This is a genomic window from Exiguobacterium sp. FD-YE-25-4 (genome assembly GCF_057004685.1).
In genome coordinates this window covers 1,134,073-1,151,098 of sequence record NZ_CM168041.1, presented here as the reverse complement: position 1 = coordinate 1,151,098, position 17,026 = coordinate 1,134,073, and the positions used below count along the sequence as shown (strand labels likewise).

At 53.4% G+C, this 17,026-nt stretch carries 15 protein-coding genes; all 15 read right to left on the bottom strand.

The features are described 5' to 3' along the window. Positions 1-55 precede the first annotated feature (55 nt). Entirely contained in the window at positions 56-2,782 is a 2,727-nt protein-coding gene (gene ileS, locus AC13H5_RS05925) for an isoleucine--tRNA ligase (RefSeq protein ID WP_034777090.1), read from the bottom strand. Between the two features lie 270 nt (positions 2,783-3,052). Further along, positions 3,053-3,598 carry a DivIVA domain-containing protein gene (locus AC13H5_RS05920; protein ID WP_021067053.1) on the bottom strand — a complete coding sequence of 182 codons (546 nt, stop codon included), beginning with the start codon at positions 3,596-3,598 and terminating at the stop codon, positions 3,053-3,055. 18 nt (positions 3,599-3,616) lie between these two features. After that, positions 3,617-4,387 (bottom strand): YlmH family RNA-binding protein, encoded by a 771-nt coding sequence (locus AC13H5_RS05915; protein ID WP_034777088.1) that lies wholly within the window; start codon positions 4,385-4,387, stop codon positions 3,617-3,619. Further along, on the bottom strand, positions 4,388-4,660 hold the full coding sequence (locus AC13H5_RS05910; RefSeq protein WP_021067051.1) for a YggT family protein: 273 nt from the start codon (positions 4,658-4,660) through the stop codon (positions 4,388-4,390). A gap of 4 nt (positions 4,661-4,664) precedes the next feature. Beyond that, positions 4,665-5,132 carry a cell division protein SepF gene (locus AC13H5_RS05905; protein ID WP_029595732.1) on the bottom strand — a complete coding sequence of 156 codons (468 nt, stop codon included), beginning with the start codon at positions 5,130-5,132 and terminating at the stop codon, positions 4,665-4,667. Positions 5,133-5,155: 23 nt separating this feature from the next. Then, positions 5,156-5,809 carry a YggS family pyridoxal phosphate-dependent enzyme gene (locus AC13H5_RS05900; protein WP_034777085.1) on the bottom strand — a complete coding sequence of 218 codons (654 nt, stop codon included), beginning with the start codon at positions 5,807-5,809 and terminating at the stop codon, positions 5,156-5,158. Beyond that, positions 5,806-6,567, bottom strand: coding sequence for a peptidoglycan editing factor PgeF (gene pgeF / locus AC13H5_RS05895; protein WP_483546463.1), 762 nt, complete (start codon positions 6,565-6,567; stop codon positions 5,806-5,808). The genes AC13H5_RS05900 and pgeF overlap by 4 nt, the downstream gene beginning before the upstream one ends. Positions 6,568-6,621: 54 nt before the next feature. Beyond that, positions 6,622-7,767, bottom strand: a complete 1,146-nt coding sequence (gene ftsZ, locus AC13H5_RS05890; RefSeq protein ID WP_034777081.1) for a cell division protein FtsZ — start codon at positions 7,765-7,767, stop codon at positions 6,622-6,624. A 48-nt stretch (positions 7,768-7,815) separates the two neighbouring features. After that, entirely contained in the window at positions 7,816-9,105 is a 1,290-nt protein-coding gene (gene ftsA / locus AC13H5_RS05885) for a cell division protein FtsA (protein WP_034777079.1), read from the bottom strand. A gap of 227 nt (positions 9,106-9,332) precedes the next feature. After that, positions 9,333-10,103, bottom strand: coding sequence for a cell division protein FtsQ/DivIB (locus AC13H5_RS05880; RefSeq protein ID WP_215190236.1), 771 nt, complete (start codon positions 10,101-10,103; stop codon positions 9,333-9,335). 12 nt (positions 10,104-10,115) lie between these two features. Beyond that, positions 10,116-11,192, bottom strand: coding sequence for an undecaprenyldiphospho-muramoylpentapeptide beta-N-acetylglucosaminyltransferase (gene murG / locus AC13H5_RS05875; RefSeq protein ID WP_483546462.1), 1,077 nt, complete (start codon positions 11,190-11,192; stop codon positions 10,116-10,118). After that, on the bottom strand, positions 11,189-12,526 hold the full coding sequence (gene murD, locus AC13H5_RS05870) for a UDP-N-acetylmuramoyl-L-alanine--D-glutamate ligase (protein ID WP_483546461.1): 1,338 nt from the start codon (positions 12,524-12,526) through the stop codon (positions 11,189-11,191). Before murD ends, murG begins: the two co-directional genes overlap by 4 nt. Positions 12,527-12,541: 15 nt before the next feature. Further along, a complete protein-coding gene (gene mraY / locus AC13H5_RS05865; protein ID WP_034777072.1) occupies positions 12,542-13,501 on the bottom strand; it encodes a phospho-N-acetylmuramoyl-pentapeptide-transferase in 960 nt (319 codons plus the stop codon). Between the two features lie 21 nt (positions 13,502-13,522). Continuing rightward, positions 13,523-14,830 carry a UDP-N-acetylmuramoyl-tripeptide--D-alanyl-D-alanine ligase gene (locus AC13H5_RS05860; protein ID WP_052090095.1) on the bottom strand — a complete coding sequence of 436 codons (1,308 nt, stop codon included), beginning with the start codon at positions 14,828-14,830 and terminating at the stop codon, positions 13,523-13,525. A gap of 58 nt (positions 14,831-14,888) precedes the next feature. Next, complete coding sequence (locus AC13H5_RS05855; RefSeq protein ID WP_235420177.1) at positions 14,889-16,997, bottom strand: penicillin-binding transpeptidase domain-containing protein; 2,109 nt, start codon at positions 16,995-16,997, stop codon at positions 14,889-14,891. Positions 16,998-17,026: the final 29 nt, after the last annotated feature.

Here is a 17,026-nt window from a genome sequence, read left to right as displayed (position 1 = left end):
ATTCTCCTTTCAAGTCATAAGAAACCGGAGTGGACGATCACCACTCCGGTCCGGCTTATGCGATGACTTCAGTACAACGCGGGCAAAGCTCTGGATGTTCAGCATTTTGACCGAGCTCGGTCGAGTATGTCCAGCAACGGGCACAAGCGGCACCGTCAGCCTTCATGACGCTGATTTCGGCCGTCGCATAATCGACATCGGCCGATTCGACGTAATCGAGTTGCGACACTTGAAGCAACTGACGAACGTTATCGATCGTCTCGAGCAACTGTTTCGTCTCACCTTTTGGCGCGACTTGTAGTTTCGCCTCGAGCGGTTTACCGATCAACTTCTCGCCACGGGCGATCTCGATCGCTTTCAAGACGTCGTCACGGAACGTGAGGAACTTCGACCATTTAGCAAGCAATGCCGTCTCATCTTCTGTGAGCGGTGCCACTGCCTCAAGGTCTGTCAAGAAGACGCTATCAGCTGTCTTCGCCGGCACTTCTTGCCACACTTCGTCCGCTGTGTGCGGGAGGATTGGTGCGAGCAATTTCGTGAGCGTGACGACCGTGTCATACATGACCGTTTGAACGGCACGACGACGTGCGTCGTCTTCACGTTCGATATAAAGAATATCTTTCGTGAAGTCGAGATAGAACGACGACAACTCGTTGACACAGAAGTTATGGCTCAAGTGATAGACAGCCATGAAATCGAACGTGTCGTACGCTTTGACGACTTTCGTCTGAAGTTGCTTGAGTTTTGTCGCCATGAAGCGGTCCGCTTCCGGCATGTCTTCGAAGGCGACACGCATCGATGGGTCGAACCCGTTCAAGTTACCGAGCAAGAAGCGCAACGTGTTGCGGATCTTCCGGTAGACTTCCGACACTTGTTTGAAGTTGTCGTGCGATGCGCGGACATCCGACTGATAGTCGACCGACGATACCCAAAGACGGACGATTTCCGCTCCGTATTGTTTGACGAGATCGTTCGGTGCGATGGTGTTGCCGAGTGACTTCGACATCTTGCGTCCGTCGCCGTCGAGGACGAAGCCATGGCTGAGCACGTTGCGATACGGCGCTTTGCCCGTCGTCGCGACTGCCGTCGAGAGTGACGAGTTGAACCAGCCGCGGTATTGGTCCGAGCCTTCAAGGTACAAGTCGGCCGGACGGCGCAAGTTATCGCGCTGTTCGAGTACGCCCGCATGAGACGAACCTGAGTCAAACCAGACGTCCATGATGTCGAGTTCTTTCCGGAACTCGCCGTTCGGGCTGTTCGGGTGTGTGAAGCCTTCTGGCAACAAGTCTTTCGCTTCACGCTCATACCAGACGTTCGAGCCGTGCTCATGGAACAAGTTGGCGATGTGGTCGATTGTCTCGTTCGTGATGATCTCCGTGCCATCTTCGGCGTAGAAGATCGGAATCGGGACGCCCCATGCCCGTTGACGGCTGATGACCCAGTCCCCACGGTCACGGACCATGTTGTAAAGGCGCGTCATGCCCCACTCCGGTACCCAGTTCACTTCTTCGATTTCACGAAGCATGTCGGCACGGAAATCTTTGATTGACGCGAACCATTGTGGTGTGGCGCGGAAGATGACCGGTTTTTTCGTACGCCAGTCGTGCGGGTACGAGTGCTTGATGAATTTCAAGTTGAGGAGGTAGCCGTTCTCTTCAAGCTTCATGCCGATTTGTTTGTTCGCGTCTTCATAGAACAAACCTTCGAAACCTGGCGCCTCCTCTGTCATATAACCACGGTCGTCGACCGGGCAGAGGACGTCGAGTCCATAAGCTTGTCCGACACGGTAATCGTCTTCCCCGTGACCTGGTGCCGTATGGACGAGGCCTGTCGCGTCAGCCGTGACGTGATCGCCGATCATGACGAGCGATGTCCGGTCATAAAGCGGGTGCTGAGCCGTCATGTGTTCGAACTCGCGCCCGTTCCAAGAACCGCTCACCGTGTAATCCGTCCAGCCGAGTGCCGTCGTCACGTCTTCGACGAGCGTTTCGGCAACGATGTACCCTTTGCCGTCGTGCTCGATGCGCGTGTACGTCAACTCGTCGCTGACCGCGATCCCAAGGTTGGCTGGGATCGTCCATGGTGTCGTCGTCCAGATGACGAAGTGGTCCGTTGTCGCTAAGACGTCTTTGCCGTCGACGACTTGGAACGCCACGTAGATCGCCGGTGACTTCTTGTCATAGTATTCGATTTCTGCCTCGGCGAGGGCCGATTCAGAAGACGGTGACCAGTAGACCGGTTTCTTCCCTTTATAGATGTAACCCTTCTCGGCCATCGTCCCGAACAAGCGGATTTGAGCCGCCTCATATTCCGGCAATAGCGTGATATACGGGTTGTCAAAGTCAGCCATCAGTCCGAGACGCTTGAACTGCTCGCGTTGCGAGTTCACTTGTTCCATCGCGTACGCCGCACACTTCTCGCGGAACTCGGCGACCGTCATCTCTTTACGATTGACGCCTGCTTTTTGAAGCGCGTTCTCGATCGGGAGACCGTGTGTGTCCCAGCCCGGGATCATCGGTGACTGGTAGCCGTTCAATGATTTGAAACGGACGATAATGTCTTTCAATACTTTGTTGAGCGCATGGCCCATATGGATGTCGCCGTTCGCATACGGAGGTCCGTCGTGCAGGATGTATTGTGGCTTTCCGGCATTTTTTTCTTGGACGCGGTTATATAGGTCCATCTGTTCCCAAGCCTCGTGCATTGCTGGCTCGCGTTTCGGCAGATTTCCGCGCATCGCGAATTCTGTTTCAGGCATCAATAGTGTGTCTTTGTAGTTCATTGAAACTCCTCCTGCATCTTTTTTTGACAACAAAAAAACCCGCCCCTAATAGGGACGAGTTAGTCGACTCGCGGTACCACCCTACTAATCTCAGGGAAAACCCCGAGACCGCTCTTGGTAACCGATAACGAGGTCAGGCGGTCGCGCTTACTAACTTCAGCCCGACACTCATAGGGGATACCGATAAAGTCTTTCTCTTAGGCTTGCACCTTCCCTAAGTCGCTTCGTAGGTATGACTTTATCGACGTGTCCTAATCGACGTATTGTGTATTATCCGTGATGTTTGGTTGGTATGACTTCGTCGTCATTATACGCAAGTTCGGTCGTATCGTCAAGAACCGTCTGGACCGGCGGCTCCCCGACAATCGTGTCCCATTCCGTGCTGTTCAACAGCTCCATCTGAGCATCGACGAGGACGCGGAATCGGGTCCGGTACAACTCGACTTTTTTGAGCATTTGAATGACTTCGCGCTCAGCGAGCTGTTCTTTACGTGACGCTTCTTCCTCACGGGCGAGCGCCTCGCGTTCGGCCTGCTTCAAAATGAGACTCGCTTCTTTCGCCGCGTTCGTCTTCACTTCTTCGGCAGCCTCTTGGGCGACGATAATCGATTTGTTCAACGTGTCTTCCATCGAGGAGAAGTAGTCGATACGGGCTTGCATATCGTTGACGAGTTCTTCGTACCTTCTATTCTCACGAATCAATAGCTCAAACTCTTTGATGATTTGATCTAGAAATTCATTGACCTCATCGATATCGTACCCGCGAAAACGAGTCGAGAACTCTTTATTATGAATATCAATCGGTGTCAACGCCATTCGACTTTCCTCCTAAGTTCAACGTATGATGCCATACTGGATTTTTATTTTCTCACGTTTCGTCGAGCCAAGAATCGCCGTCAATTTGACACGGCCATACCCTCGGATCGAGACCAAATCGTCTGGTTCAAGGATGAAGCTCGCATCGTCAATCGGTTTATGATTCACTTTGCAGTCTCCATGTTTGACGAGCGCCTGCGCTTTTTGCCTTGATAATCCGAGCACTTCGCTGACGACCGTGTCAAACCGGAGCGATGAGACGATACCGAACTCGTCGCTCCATTTGACTTCGGGCACGACGAGCACGGACTCGGGCGGTACCTCTGAGATGCGAATCCGGGCCTTGCCGACCCGGTCGACGTTCATCTCGATGAACCCGACCGCCTCACGCGTCGTCGCGAATTGGGCGACGCCGTCGTCAAGGACGACATCTCCGAATTTTTGACGCTTCAACCCAGCGTTCAAGAGCGTACCCGTCACTTGACGATGCGTCAATTCGACAAATTTGGTTGGATAGTCGATTTGACGAATCGCGATATCAAAATCGTTCGGGTCGAGCTCGTAATAGTCCGGAGCGAGGATGAGTCGACGCCGTTCCGCGCCTTCAAATCCGCCGTCCTCATAAATCGCGAGCTGCTTCCCGACGAGTTGCCGGACGATTTGTTGCTCGCGTGGATCTAAAAAGTCCGTCACTTTAAACACATAGTTGTCCTCGACTTGTTGAACCCAATCGAGCACTTGCTCGACAAACGGGCGCTCATTCGGACGATAATGATCGAAGACGCTCATTTAAATACCGAAAATCGCTCGCACTCCAAATTGTGCCATCCGTAGCACAAATAAAGCGACGATTGGGGAGATATCGAGCATCCCGCCAATTGGTGGGATGATTCGACGAAACGGGTTTAAAAACGGCTCGCATAGATACGATAAAATTTGACCAAATTTAGATTCGCGCGCATTTGGGAACCACGATAATAAAATATAGGCAATCAAGACCCAACTATAATATCCAAGTAATGTAACGATCGTGTTGCCTAACGCAGGTATAGCATTTTCCATTCAGTTACCACCCTTTACTGTTGAGTTCGTCCTCCGAAATCAAATTCGAGATCGATCCCGTCAACTCGATGTTGTTTGGAGTACATAGAATCGTGTTATGTCCAATCGACGTCATCGTCCCTTCTAACGCATAGACGACACCTGACAAGAAGTTGACGACTTGACGAGACTGCTCTTTCGACATCCGTTGGAGGTTGACGATGACGGCCCGGTTCTCTTTCAATTGGTCGCTGATGTCTTGGGCTTCGGCGAATACACGCGGTTCGGCCAAGACGACTTTTGAACGTTCTTTCTTCTTCGTGTTCAACGCGACGATATTGTTCGATGTTTTCGGACGGTCCTCAGTTTTGACGATTGCCTCCGTCATCGGTTGTGTCTTCGTTTCGGCGACAGCATACTCGTCTCCTTCGAACTGGTTGTTCGGATCTTCCTCGAGTCCAAAGAAGTCCTTCATTTTGTTTTTGATTGACATAACGGATTCCTCCTTAAAATATATTATTGCACAAGTACGGTTCCAATACGAACAAACGATGCGCCTTCTTCGATTGCCAACGTGTAGTCGTTCGACATCCCCATTGACAGTTCGGTACACGGTGCATGCGGATAGGCAAGACCTGCGACGTCATCGCGCAATTGTCTCAAGTTTCGGAACGTCTCCCGAATCACCGTCTCGTCCTCTGTGAACGGTGCCATCGTCATCAATCCGATGATCCGCACGTGAGGATACTGTTTACAGTTCTCGATGAACGGGATGACTTCCTCTTTTTCGAGACCATGTTTTGATGCTTCGCCCGATATGTTCACTTGCACGAAACAATCGATCACGCCTTGGGCGCGCTTATTGATCTCTTCGGCGAGCGAGAGGCGGTCGAGCGAATGGATCGCTGCCACATGGTCGATAATTTGTCTCACTTTACGTGTCTGCAGGCTGCCGATGAAATGAAACTTGGCATCAGGCGGCAACTGCTCGACTTTTTCAAGCAATCCTTCGGGACGATTTTCGCCGAAGTCACGGATGCCTTCCGCATAGAGGGCGTTCGCCACGTCGGGACCGACCGATTTCGTGACCGCGATGAGCGTCACCGCTTGATCGGTCCGATGCGCGTCGATCGTCTGTCTGACTTGATTCACATTATTCGCTATGCTCACGATTTCTTCTCCTTGACGAGGACAGCCGCAAATCGACGTTTGGCATCTCCGTTCCGATACGAGAAAAAGCTTCGATCGGCTACGGTCGACAAGTTCGATTGGGTCACCTCGATATTTCGTTCAGCGGCGAGCGTCTCGTTCACTTGTTGAAGTGAAAGATGGGCATGGCCTGCCTGTTCGTCCGAGACTGATGCTTCATAAGCTGCCGGCGAGACAGCTTCGACCGCATCAAGGACACGGCGGTCGACCTCGTAATGGTCGGCCGTGATGGCTGGTCCGACAAACATATCAATATCTTGTTCCGGTACGCCCAATGTTGCAAATGCATCGGTCATCGAGGCCACGATGTTACCGACTGTCCCTTTCCAGCCTGCGTGTGCGACACCGATGACGCCATGGTCTTTGGCGCAAAAGAACAGCGGGACACAATCAGCGAACACGAGGGCGAGCGGTAACGAATCGGCCGTCGTGACGAGACCGTCCGTCGCCGGAATCGTCTCATCGTAACGGTACGCTCCTCTGCCTCGGTCAGCGTCTCCGACGACTTCGACGTTTGTTTGATGCACTTGGTCGGCCCATACCGAATCAGCGAGGTCGAGACCGGTCGCTTCAAAAAATTGCTTTCGATTGGCGACGACTCGATCCGGGTCATCTCCGACGTGGAGTCCGACGTTGCCTTCGTTATGCCCATCGGTCCGGGTCGTGACGTAGGCGCGGTAGCGATCCGTCTCGGTTTCCCATGTATGTAACAGTCGCATATGATTCTCCTTTTTAGAAAAAGGGGATGCCGAGAACCGGCACCCCCCTGTTGTTTAGTTACGGCGTTGTCTTACGAACGCTGGGATGTTGATCGTCTCGTCTGGGACGTCCCCGCCATAGACCGGTCTATGGAAGTTCCCTTCATCTTGTGGCGCAGCTTCTTGCGTTTTCGGTTGAGCCTCACGGTTCACTTCAGCTTCCGGTTTTTTCTTCGGTTGCTGGAGGAACGGGTTCGTCCCTTGCGCTTCTTCTGCGAATTCAGTTGCGATCACGGTTACGATGATCTCGTCGTTCAAGTTTTCGTTGATGACCGAACCGAAAATCAAGTTCACTTCTTCATCAGCGGCACTTTGTACGATTTGAGCAGCTTCCGTGACTTCGAACAAGCTGAGGCTAAGTCCGCCTGTGATGTTCATCAAGACACCTTTCGCGCCTTCGATTGAAGACTCGAGAAGTGGAGATGAGATGGCTTTCTTCGCTGCCTCGACGGCACGGTTCTCGCCTGTCGCGACACCGACACCCATGAGGGCCGAGCCTTTTTCTGTCATGATTGTCTTCACGTCAGCGAAGTCGAGGTTGATGAGTCCAGGGATGGCAATCAAGTCTGTGATCCCTTGGACACCTTGACGAAGAACATTATCCGCTTCACGGAACGCTTCAATCATTGGCGTATTGCGCTCGACGATTTCAAGCAACTTATCGTTCGGAATAACGATGAGTGTATCCACTTTTTCTTTGAACGCTTGAATCCCGTGTTGGGCGTGTTGCATCCGTTTGCGTCCTTCGAACATGAACGGTTTCGTGACGACACCGACCGTGAGCGCTCCGATTTCTTTCGAAATCTCAGCGATGACAGGTGCAGCCCCAGTCCCGGTTCCTCCGCCCATACCTGCTGTGACGAAGACCATGTCGGCGCCATCAAGCGCTTCAATCAACTGTTCACGGCTCTCTTCTGCCGCTTTTTTCCCGATATCAGGATTTGCGCCGGCACCGAGGCCACGCGTCAATTTCGCGCCAAGTTGAAGCTTCACGTCTGCTTTTGACATGTTGAGTGCTTGCGCGTCTGTGTTGACGGCGATGAACTCGACACCTTGCACTCCGTGCTCGATCATGCGGTTGACGGCGTTTGAACCGCCACCACCGACTCCAATTACTTTAATTTTTGCTACGGCGTCAATCGCCTCATCAAAGTACATCATTTCAGGTATCCCCCTACGTAATTTCCAATTGTTAACACAACGTCAAGTTTACACGCCAAATAGTTTTTCCATTAAGCGGCCAAATCCATTTTTCGTTTCGCGATCGTCCCGCTCCACATCCACGTCGTGGTCGTGGTCGTTTGGCATCGTGCCGTCCGGTTTCGTGACGGTCACGCGCTCTTCCGGCTTTTCAAGTCGTGACTTCGAGACGTGATGATCGCTCATAAGCACGTACTTGAGGACGCCGACCGCGGTCGCGTATTTCGGGTGTCTGACGCCAATCGACGAAGGCTGATACAGTCTCGTCGTTTGACCCATAACACGAGTCGCCAATTCTTGGATGCCAGGTAAAGCAGCGGCCCCACCGCAGAGGAGATATCCTCCACTGAGCGTCGGGACGCCTACCTTTTGCACTCTATTCAACACAAGCGTAAACATTTCCTCTATTCTTGCCTCTAAAACATAACTAATTTCTGCTTGCGGTTCGAACGTGACTTCTCCGTTAATGTTCGTGAACGAGAAGCCCTCGGATGCGTCGGCCATTTCTTCAAGGGCGAGTCCGTATTCTTCTTTCGCCACTTTGGCGTCCTGGTATTTACAGTTGAGCTTGTAAACCAAGTCGCGTGTCATATGATCGCCTCCGACAGGAAGGATATATGAGTAGACAAGGTCGCCCCGATAGAAGACAGAGACGGTTGTCTTTTCATGTCCGATATCGATCAATCCGATACCAAGATCGATTTCGTCGACAGATGCCGCGCTCATACCGAGTGCCAAGTTGCCGAGGACGAATCCTTCGAGTTTCAGACCCGCTCGTTCGATGGAGCGACGAATGCTATGTAAAATCGTCTTCGAACCAGTTACCATCTTCCCGTGCATCTCTAAACGATAGCCGAGCATTCCCCGAGGATCGACGACACCTGTCTGTTGATCGACCGTGAATGACGACGGGATCACATCGATGACGCTCATCTCGTCCGGCAAGCGCATGACTTGCGCCGAGTTGATGACTTCGATGACATCTGTATCCGTGATTTCTTGGTCTTCTCGTTTGACCGACGCGATTCCGTGACATGGGGCGATTTGGATATGTTCCCCTTCGATGGCAACATATACCGACCGAATTTGATCACCGAGTGCCGCTTCGGCATGTTCGACGGCTTGTTTGATGGCTTGAACCGTCTTATCGATGTCGACGACGGCGCCACGTTTTACTCCTGCAGACGGGGCACACCCCTCCGCCAAAATGTTAAGCGTTCCCCCGAGTAATTCACCCACGACGAGCTTAATTTCTGACGTTCCTATATCCAATGCGGCCACATAACCATTCGCTTCCAAAAGGGAAACACCTCCGCGCTTTAATTTCTATACTTGAATTCCGTTACATTGTTACAGATATCCAAAAATATTGTTAGGTCCGGCAAGATATCTCACGTCTAAGTTTACAACAAATAAGATAGTGAGAAAAGGTAGAATCCTACAAATTAAGCGGTTTTGGGGTGTCAATTCGATTACAATCGATAAAAAAACAGCCCTTATGTGTCTAAGGACTGTAAAATATCAGATTATTCTTTCGGTTTTTCATACGGGACGAAATAATATCCGCCATCCATGACGACAGTTCCTCGTTGTCCTTTTGGAATGTTTTCATAGATTTCACCGTATTTGGACACGGTTTGACTGAGCTTGAACGTCGGCGTTTGAATCGTGTTGCCGTCGTTCATATAAATCTCATATCGAGTCGATTCACCGTCTTGTTTCGAGAACACGATTTCCGACATCCGGGCCCGCATCGCGTCATCGACTTGTTCAAGCTCAGTCGCGATTTTCTCGAGTTCCGCTTTGTCCGTGAATTCACGCAAGAGTGGACCGTCCTTTAACTTCTCAGGGTCGGTGATGCCGCCAGTCGGATGAAGCGAGCCATCGGCAAGTACCGCGACTTCTTCTTGATCCGTCCGCGAGTACGCGATCATCTTTTCTTCTTCGACATCGATTGTCACGATGTTATACCATGAGCGGTCGACGTCGACATCTTTCACGCCAGGCACGGCGCGGAGTTCTCGTTCAATCTCCTTCGGTGACACTTGAACGATTTTTGTGGACGTATCGATGTCCGTCCCGGCGAGCACGTACGCTTCTGTCAGCCAGGACAGACCGTTCACGTTCACCGCCTTCACGTCAGAGACCGACGTCTGCATATATACGACGAGTGCGATCAGCACCGCGAATAAGATCAAGATGGTCGACAAGCGTCGGTTCGCTTTTTTACGACGCTGATCTTTCATATACGGGATACGGTCTTCTAAACTACGAACGGTGTTCTGACGTGTCTCCATGTCTATTCTCCTTTATCGGCGGACTTCTTCGACGAGGTCGGCGAGTGATTCCGCAGCTTGCGGGAATCCTAGCCGTTTCGATGCTTCTGCCATCTCAGTATGATGTGCCAATACGTGACGGATCGACTTGACAAGTGTCTCGCCCGTCAAGTCTCCTTCTTTGATCAATTCGGCCGCGCCGCTCTCAACGAGGGCTGACGCATTTTTCGTCTGATGATCGGCCGTCACATACGGGCTCGGAATCAAGATGCTCGGTAGACCGAGCGCGGTCAACTCCGAGATCGTCGACGCGCCGGCCCGTGACACGACGAGGCTCGCGCAAGCGAGGAGCTCAGGCATATCGTAGACGTATGGCAAGACATGGACGTTTTCAGCTGTTGGCGCGGTGGCCACGACGTTGTCGTAGTGCACGTTCCCGGTCACGTAGAGCACGTTCACCGGTTCAGCCGCGAGCTCGGGAATAGCTTCGATGACAGCGCGATTGATCGCTTCTGCCCCGCGGCTTCCGCCGTAAATCAAGACGATCGGCCGCTCATCGATCCCGTACTCGGCACGGACGGCCACCTCATTTACGGTCGTCTTCAACACTTCGCTCCCACGCGGGTTCCCGATGACGCGAACGTTCGCTCCGGGGAACTGCGACTCAGAACCGGCGAACGACAAGGCGACGCGGTCGGCTTTCTTCGAGAGGAACTTGTTCGTCAAGCCCGGGATGCTGTTCTGTTCATGCAAGATGGTCGGGATTCCGAGTTGCTGTGCCGTAAAGACGACCGGTCCTGAGACGAAGCCGCCCGTTCCGATGACGACATCCGGACGAAACGTCTTCATCTCTTTACGTAACGTGAGGACGGATTGAATGAACCAATACGCCGTCTTGATGTTGTCTAGCGATAGAGAACGTTTTAGTCCGGCAATCCGGATTGATTTGAACGGGACGCCCGCCCGTGGAACGAGGTCAGCCTCGAGACCGTTCTCAGTCCCGATATAAAGCACCTCGAGCTTCGGGTGCCTCGCTTTGAGTGTGTCGAGAAGAGCGAGTGCCGGGTAGATATGTCCACCCGTCCCTCCACCAGAAATCATAACTTTCATCGATTGGCCTCCTCATATGCATTCACGAGTCGGACGAAATGTTCGCCGCGCTCTTCGAACGTCTTATATTGATCCCAACTTGCACAAGCCGGCGATAATAAGATCACGTCATCAGTCGCCGACTGTTCGAACGCGAGCGGGACCGCCGCTTCGAGCGTAGCGACCGCGAACGACGGAATCTGCTCGGCCTCACCTAACGACTTGAACCGCTCCGCCGTCTCGCCGTAAGCGACAATCGCTTTGACCCGGCCGAGCGCCGGAACGAGAGAAGTGAGGTCGGCGCCACGTTCGAGTCCTCCGCACACCCAGACGATCGGGGCCTCGAAACCGTTCAATGCGGCTTCGGCGGCCACGTTGTTCGTCGCTTTCGAGTCGTTATACACCCGGCGGCCGAGCACTCGTCCGAGGCTCTCTGTACGGTGGGCCACTCCGCCGAACGTCTGAAGGACGCGTTCGATGTGTGCTCGCGGAATGTCGAACGGTTCGACGAGCAACAAGGCTGCCAACACGTTCTCGACGTTATGGGCCCCACCAAGGGCAAGGTCCTCGACGCGGATGACCGGTTCTCCCTGAAGCGTGACCCAACCGTCCACTACGTGTGCGTCTCCACTGTCGTAACCGAACGTTGAGGCGGGAAGACCGGACGGGACACGTTTCATCACTTCCGTGTCGCTGCCTTTGACGACGACACGGTCTGCGGCCGTCATGTTCCGGAACAAGTTTCCTTTGGCATCGGCATACGAGTCAAAGTCGCCGTGGTAATCCAAATGCGCCGGTGACAAGTTCAACAGTGCCGCCGCTTGCGGATGGAACTGTTCGACGCCCATCAGTTGGAAGCTCGACAGCTCGATGACGATGACGTCACCCTGCTTCGCTTTCGATGCCACTTCGATGGCCGGGAAACCGATATTCCCTGCCACATGCACCGGACGACTTCCCCCTTTGAGCAATTCGTGGACGAGCGTCGTCGTCGTCGTCTTCCCGTTCGAACCGGTGATGGCGACGAACGTGGCATCAGTCGCCAAGTAGGCGAGCTCCACTTCTGTATAGATCGGGATGTTCCGCTCAAGCGCTGCTTGGAGGAGCGGGATGTGATACGGGATACCCGGATTTTTGACGATCATGTCCGTCGTGTCGAGCAATTCGAGCGGATGGGAACCGAAGACGCCGTTGATGCCGAGCGCTTCGATTTTCATCCGTTCTTCCGTTGACGGTTCGCTCCCGGTATTGATGGTCACGTTCGCGCCGACATTTCTTAAGTAAGCGGCAGCGGCGATGCCGCTCCGTGCCGCGCCGAGTACGAGGACTCGTTTATCGTTCCACTGTTGTTGCATGTCTTCCACCATCCATTACATGAGTAGTAACGACAAGACTGCCGTGATCAAACTAATTCCACCGAACGTCAAGACGATGCGCCATTCTGACCAACCGACCATTTCGAAATGGTGATGGATCGGGCTCATCTTAAAGATTCGTTTGCCCGTCGTCTTGAACGAGAGCACTTGCAAAATGACGCTGAGCGTCTCGATGACAAAGATGATACCGACAAAGACGAGCAACAACTCGAGCTTGAGCATGAGGGCGAGACCTGCGACCGCACCGCCGAGGGCGAGCGACCCCGTGTCGCCCATGAAGATTTTTGCCGGGTATTTATTGAAGACGAGGAAACCGAGCAAGGCGCCGACGGCACTGAAGGCGAACCAAGCGATTCCGGCTTCGTCTTGCCCGAGGGCATAGATGCCGAAGAAGGCGAACGTCGGGATAGCCGAGAACGAGACGAGACCGTCGAGACCGTCCGTCAAGTTGACCGCGTTCGAGAAACCGACAAGCCAGAAGATGACGATGGCCACATAGAACCAACCCGTTTCAAACGCGATCGAGGTGAACGGGATTTGAATCGTCGTGTCGAGCTCCCCACCGAGTGAGAGGAACCAGACAAACAGGACGGAGACGACGATTTGACCGATCAATTTCTGGAGCGATGTCAAACCGAGGTTACGTTTGTTGACGACTTTGATGTAGTCGTCAAGGAAGCCGATCACACCGAAGGCGAGTGTCACGAACAAGAGCGTCCCGAATCCGGCGACGGCTTCTCCGAAGACGACCGAGACGAGGAATCCGATGATGAGGGCGAGCAAGATGACGATGCCTCCCATCGTCGGAGTGCCTGATTTCTTTTGATGCCAACCCGGACCTTCGTCACGGATTTCTTGGCCAAACTTTAAGTTACGCAGTGCCGGGATGGCCCGCGGCATGACGACCAATACGGTCAATAATGAACTGATTAAGACGATTAAACTGATTAGCATGTTCGTACCTCACTACTCTCTTTATTGAACTAAGCGCTCAAGCGCCAGTCCTCGCGATGCTTTTAACAATATCACAGTCTGGGGGCGTTGATAACTGCCGAGAAGCACTTTCGCTTCCTCGACGGTCGGCACCGTTGTCACGTTCACACGCGGGTCGGTAATGCCGTTCGCAATCCATTTCGCCTTCTCTCCGATGAGCACGCAATCTGTGACCGGGGCCGTGATGACACGGCCGACACTTTCGTGTTGCGTGACTTCATCTGCGCCAAGTTCATACATGTCACCGAGGACGAGGACACGTCGCGTGAACCCTTCAAGTGTTTTCATCGTCTCGATGGCGGCGATCATCGAAGTCGGGCTGGCGTTATAGGCATCATTGATCAAGTGCGCATCACCGAACATCCGCTTCTCCATCCGCATCGATGTCAACTGGACCCGATCGAGTCCGCGTTGGATCGTATCGTGTCCCAATCCGAACTTGAGTCCGCAAGCGATCGCATAGGCGGCGTTGCGGATTTGATGGGCGCCGAGCACTTTCAATTCATATAACTCGTTGTTGTAACGGAAAATCGAAGCATCGAACGTCGCCTCCACGACCTCGAGCTTCCCGTCAGCCGTCGCCTCATAACCGACGCGGTACCCGCCAGCTTCACTGAGGAGCGGCTCGTCGGCATCGACGATCAAGACGCCATCCGGTTTCAGACCGGCTTTAATCTCGAGTTTCGCCTTGGCGATCCCTTCGCGCCCCCCGACTTGTTCTCCGTGCGACTCTCCGATATTCGTGACGAAAGCGATATCCGGTTTAGCGAGCTTCGACAACAATTCAATTTGACCGAATCCGTTCATCCCCATCTCGAGGACAGCGACTTCCGTATCGCGTGGCATCCGTAACACGGTGAGCGGCAAGCCGACATCCGAGTTGAAATTGCCTGCCGTCTTGTGTGTCTTGAACGTCTCGCCGAGCACGACGGCGATCATATCTTTCGTCGAGGTCTTTCCGTTCGATCCGGTGATGGCGACGACTTTTGGATCAATCTCTGCCAAGTAGCGGGCTGCCGCCTCTTGAAGCGCCTGAAGCGGCGATGCGACCGGAATGGCGACAATCCCTTCCGGCAACGGCCGGTCTTGCTCCCAAAACGTCACGATCGCACCTTGTTTGATGGCAGACTCGATATAATCGTGTCCATCGACACGCGCCCCGATGATTGGGACGAACAAGCCGTCGGCGTTATCGTCTCGCGAGTCGGTTGCGACGTGGCGCACCTCACGCGTATCATCTGTCTTCATGCCAAACCAAGATGCGAGTGTTTGTATCGTCAACTGTTCCATAACCATTTCCTCCTGTGACAAAGGAAAAGAGAGCCGAGGCCCTCTTCATCCCTTTGCGTTAGTTCGACGGTGACTGGAGCTTCACTTTTAACGTCGCCCCGGTCTTGACAGGCTTATCTTTCCCAATTGACTGGGACGTGACAAAGCCGGTACCGTCTATTTCTAAATTCAATTGGTAAAGCGTCGCCAACCGTTTCACATCACGGAGCGACCAGCCTTTCAAGACCGGCATCGTGAACGACTCATCCGTCTTTAACAGCAAGCGCTCGCCGACAACGTACGGTTGACCCTCGACCGGACTTTGCGCGATGACCGTTTCGCCACTGCCGAGTGACACCGGGGTGAATGCCGCCGCCTTGGCTGCCTTCACCGCCTCGTCACGGCCTTGCCCGACGAATGACTCTGTCGTCTTCGTCGACGCATCGATCGTCTTCGCCTGTTTGTCTGGCTCGACACTCCGGTAACGGAGCGCGACGTCCATCACGTCTTTGAACAGCGGTGCCATGATACGCGGCCCCGTCGTCGACGAGTCACTGTTCGGTCGGTCGACGGCGATGTACATGACGAGTTCAGGGTCGTCCTCCGGCGCCATGCCGACGAACGAATGGATATATTGTCCACTCAAATACTTCCCGTTCTCCGCGATTTGTGCGGTCCCGGTTTTCCCGATGACGCGGTAGTTGTCGAGGGCGTACAATTGCCCCGTCCCGACGTCACTGTTGACGACGCCGTCAAGCGCTTCCCGCGTCTGCTTCGCCGCCTCGGCCGTGATCGGTTGTCCGACGACTTTCGGATTCGTCGTCCGAATCGTCTCACCCGTCTCACGGTTCACGACTTTTTTAATGACATGAGGTTGCTTCATCGTCCCATCGGTCGCGATCGCCGACGTCGCTTGCAAGATTTGCATTGGCGTGACGGCCGTCGATTGACCCCATGCTGTGATCAAGACGTTGAGCGGGCTCTCGAAATCGAACTGGCTGTTGACCTCGCCCGGTAAATCGACGCCCGTGCGTTGGTCGAACTTGAACGCTTTGAAATAATCCTCGTAGCGACTGAGTCCGAGCCGTTCGTTCGCCAATATCGAAAAGGCGACGTTCGACGAGTGCCAGACGCCTTCTACCATAGGAATCGTACCCCATCCGGTAATGTTGTAATCATTGAATACGGTCTTGCCATACTTATATGAACCCGACTTGTACAGTTCGTTCGGGTTGTAGACACCTTCGTTGATGGCAGCGGCCAACGTGAAGATTTTCATCGTCGACCCCGGCTCGAAGCGAGACGACACCGAGAAGTTACTGTATGAGCTGATTTCACGCGTGTTCGGATCGAATGACGGGCGGTCCGACAAGGCGATGATTTCGCCGGTCTTCGGGTCCATAATGATCGCCGTCGCATTCTTCGGCTTGTACTCTTTATACAGCTCTTCCATCTTCGTATCGAGCAGCTGTTGAATGCGGTGATCGATCGTCAGTTGGACGTCCGCCCCATCTTCCGGGTCAACCTTCAATTGCTCGTCACTCGAGACGAGTTGACGGCCGGCCAAATCTTTCTCGAACCGATACAGCCCATACGACTCGCTCAAGACGTCATTGAGTGACTTTTCAATCCCGAGTTCTCCAACGAGTTCGATTCGCCCATTCTGGTCAATCTTTTGGGCGTATCCGACGACGCTTGATGCGAACACTTTGTTCGGATAATAGCGTTTCGGTTCTTCGACGAACGTGATCCCGGGAATCTTGAACGTTTCAATCTCTTCTTTTTGTTCGACCGTCAAATCACGACCCGGCACGCCGAACTCGATTTGCCCACGGTCTTTGTTTTGCTCGAGCCGTTTCAAGATGTCACCTTCCGTCATCGGAAGCACGGTCGCAAGTTGCTTCGCGGCCTCAGGAAACGCTTCGGGCATGAGCGTCTTGTTTTCTACCCGCTCGCCGCCGAGCTTCAACACGGCCACGACTCGATACGACGGGATGTTGATGGCGATTGGTTGTCCGAACCGATCAAAAATCTCGCCCCGCTCCGCTTTTAACGTACTGACCGCTTTCCAGCGTTCTTCCTCGGCGAAGGCGAGCATGTTTTCCCCTTTGTACGTCTGGAAGACGGACAAATAAAGGAACCAACCGACAAAAAATAAAAAGAGTGGTGTGAAGCAAACAATCGCCACCCACGCCACTCTTTTTTTACTCTGTTGTA

Excerpts from the sequence above, each read along its gene's own strand:
- AC13H5_RS05905 (WP_029595732.1), bottom strand. The coding sequence starts at position 5,132 with ATGTCAATCAAAAACAAAATGAAGGACTTCTTTGGACTCGAGGAAGAT.
- ftsZ (WP_034777081.1), bottom strand. The coding sequence starts at position 7,767 with ATGATGTACTTTGATGAGGCGATTGACGCCGTAGCAAAAATTAAAGTA.
- AC13H5_RS05910 (WP_021067051.1), bottom strand. The coding sequence starts at position 4,660 with ATGGAAAATGCTATACCTGCGTTAGGCAACACGATCGTTACATTACTT.
- AC13H5_RS05880 (WP_215190236.1), bottom strand. The coding sequence starts at position 10,103 with ATGGAGACACGTCAGAACACCGTTCGTAGTTTAGAAGACCGTATCCCG.
- pgeF (WP_483546463.1), bottom strand. The coding sequence starts at position 6,567 with ATGCGACTGTTACATACATGGGAAACCGAGACGGATCGCTACCGCGCC.
- murG (WP_483546462.1), bottom strand. The coding sequence starts at position 11,192 with ATGAAAGTTATGATTTCTGGTGGAGGGACGGGTGGACATATCTACCCG.
- ileS (WP_034777090.1), bottom strand. The coding sequence starts at position 2,782 with ATGAACTACAAAGACACACTATTGATGCCTGAAACAGAATTCGCGATG.
- murD (WP_483546461.1), bottom strand. The coding sequence starts at position 12,526 with ATGCAACAACAGTGGAACGATAAACGAGTCCTCGTACTCGGCGCGGCA.
- AC13H5_RS05860 (WP_052090095.1), bottom strand. The coding sequence starts at position 14,830 with ATGGAACAGTTGACGATACAAACACTCGCATCTTGGTTTGGCATGAAG.
- AC13H5_RS05915 (WP_034777088.1), bottom strand. The coding sequence starts at position 4,387 with ATGAGCGTCTTCGATCATTATCGTCCGAATGAGCGCCCGTTTGTCGAG.
- mraY (WP_034777072.1), bottom strand. The coding sequence starts at position 13,501 with ATGCTAATCAGTTTAATCGTCTTAATCAGTTCATTATTGACCGTATTG.
- AC13H5_RS05920 (WP_021067053.1), bottom strand. The coding sequence starts at position 3,598 with ATGGCGTTGACACCGATTGATATTCATAATAAAGAGTTCTCGACTCGT.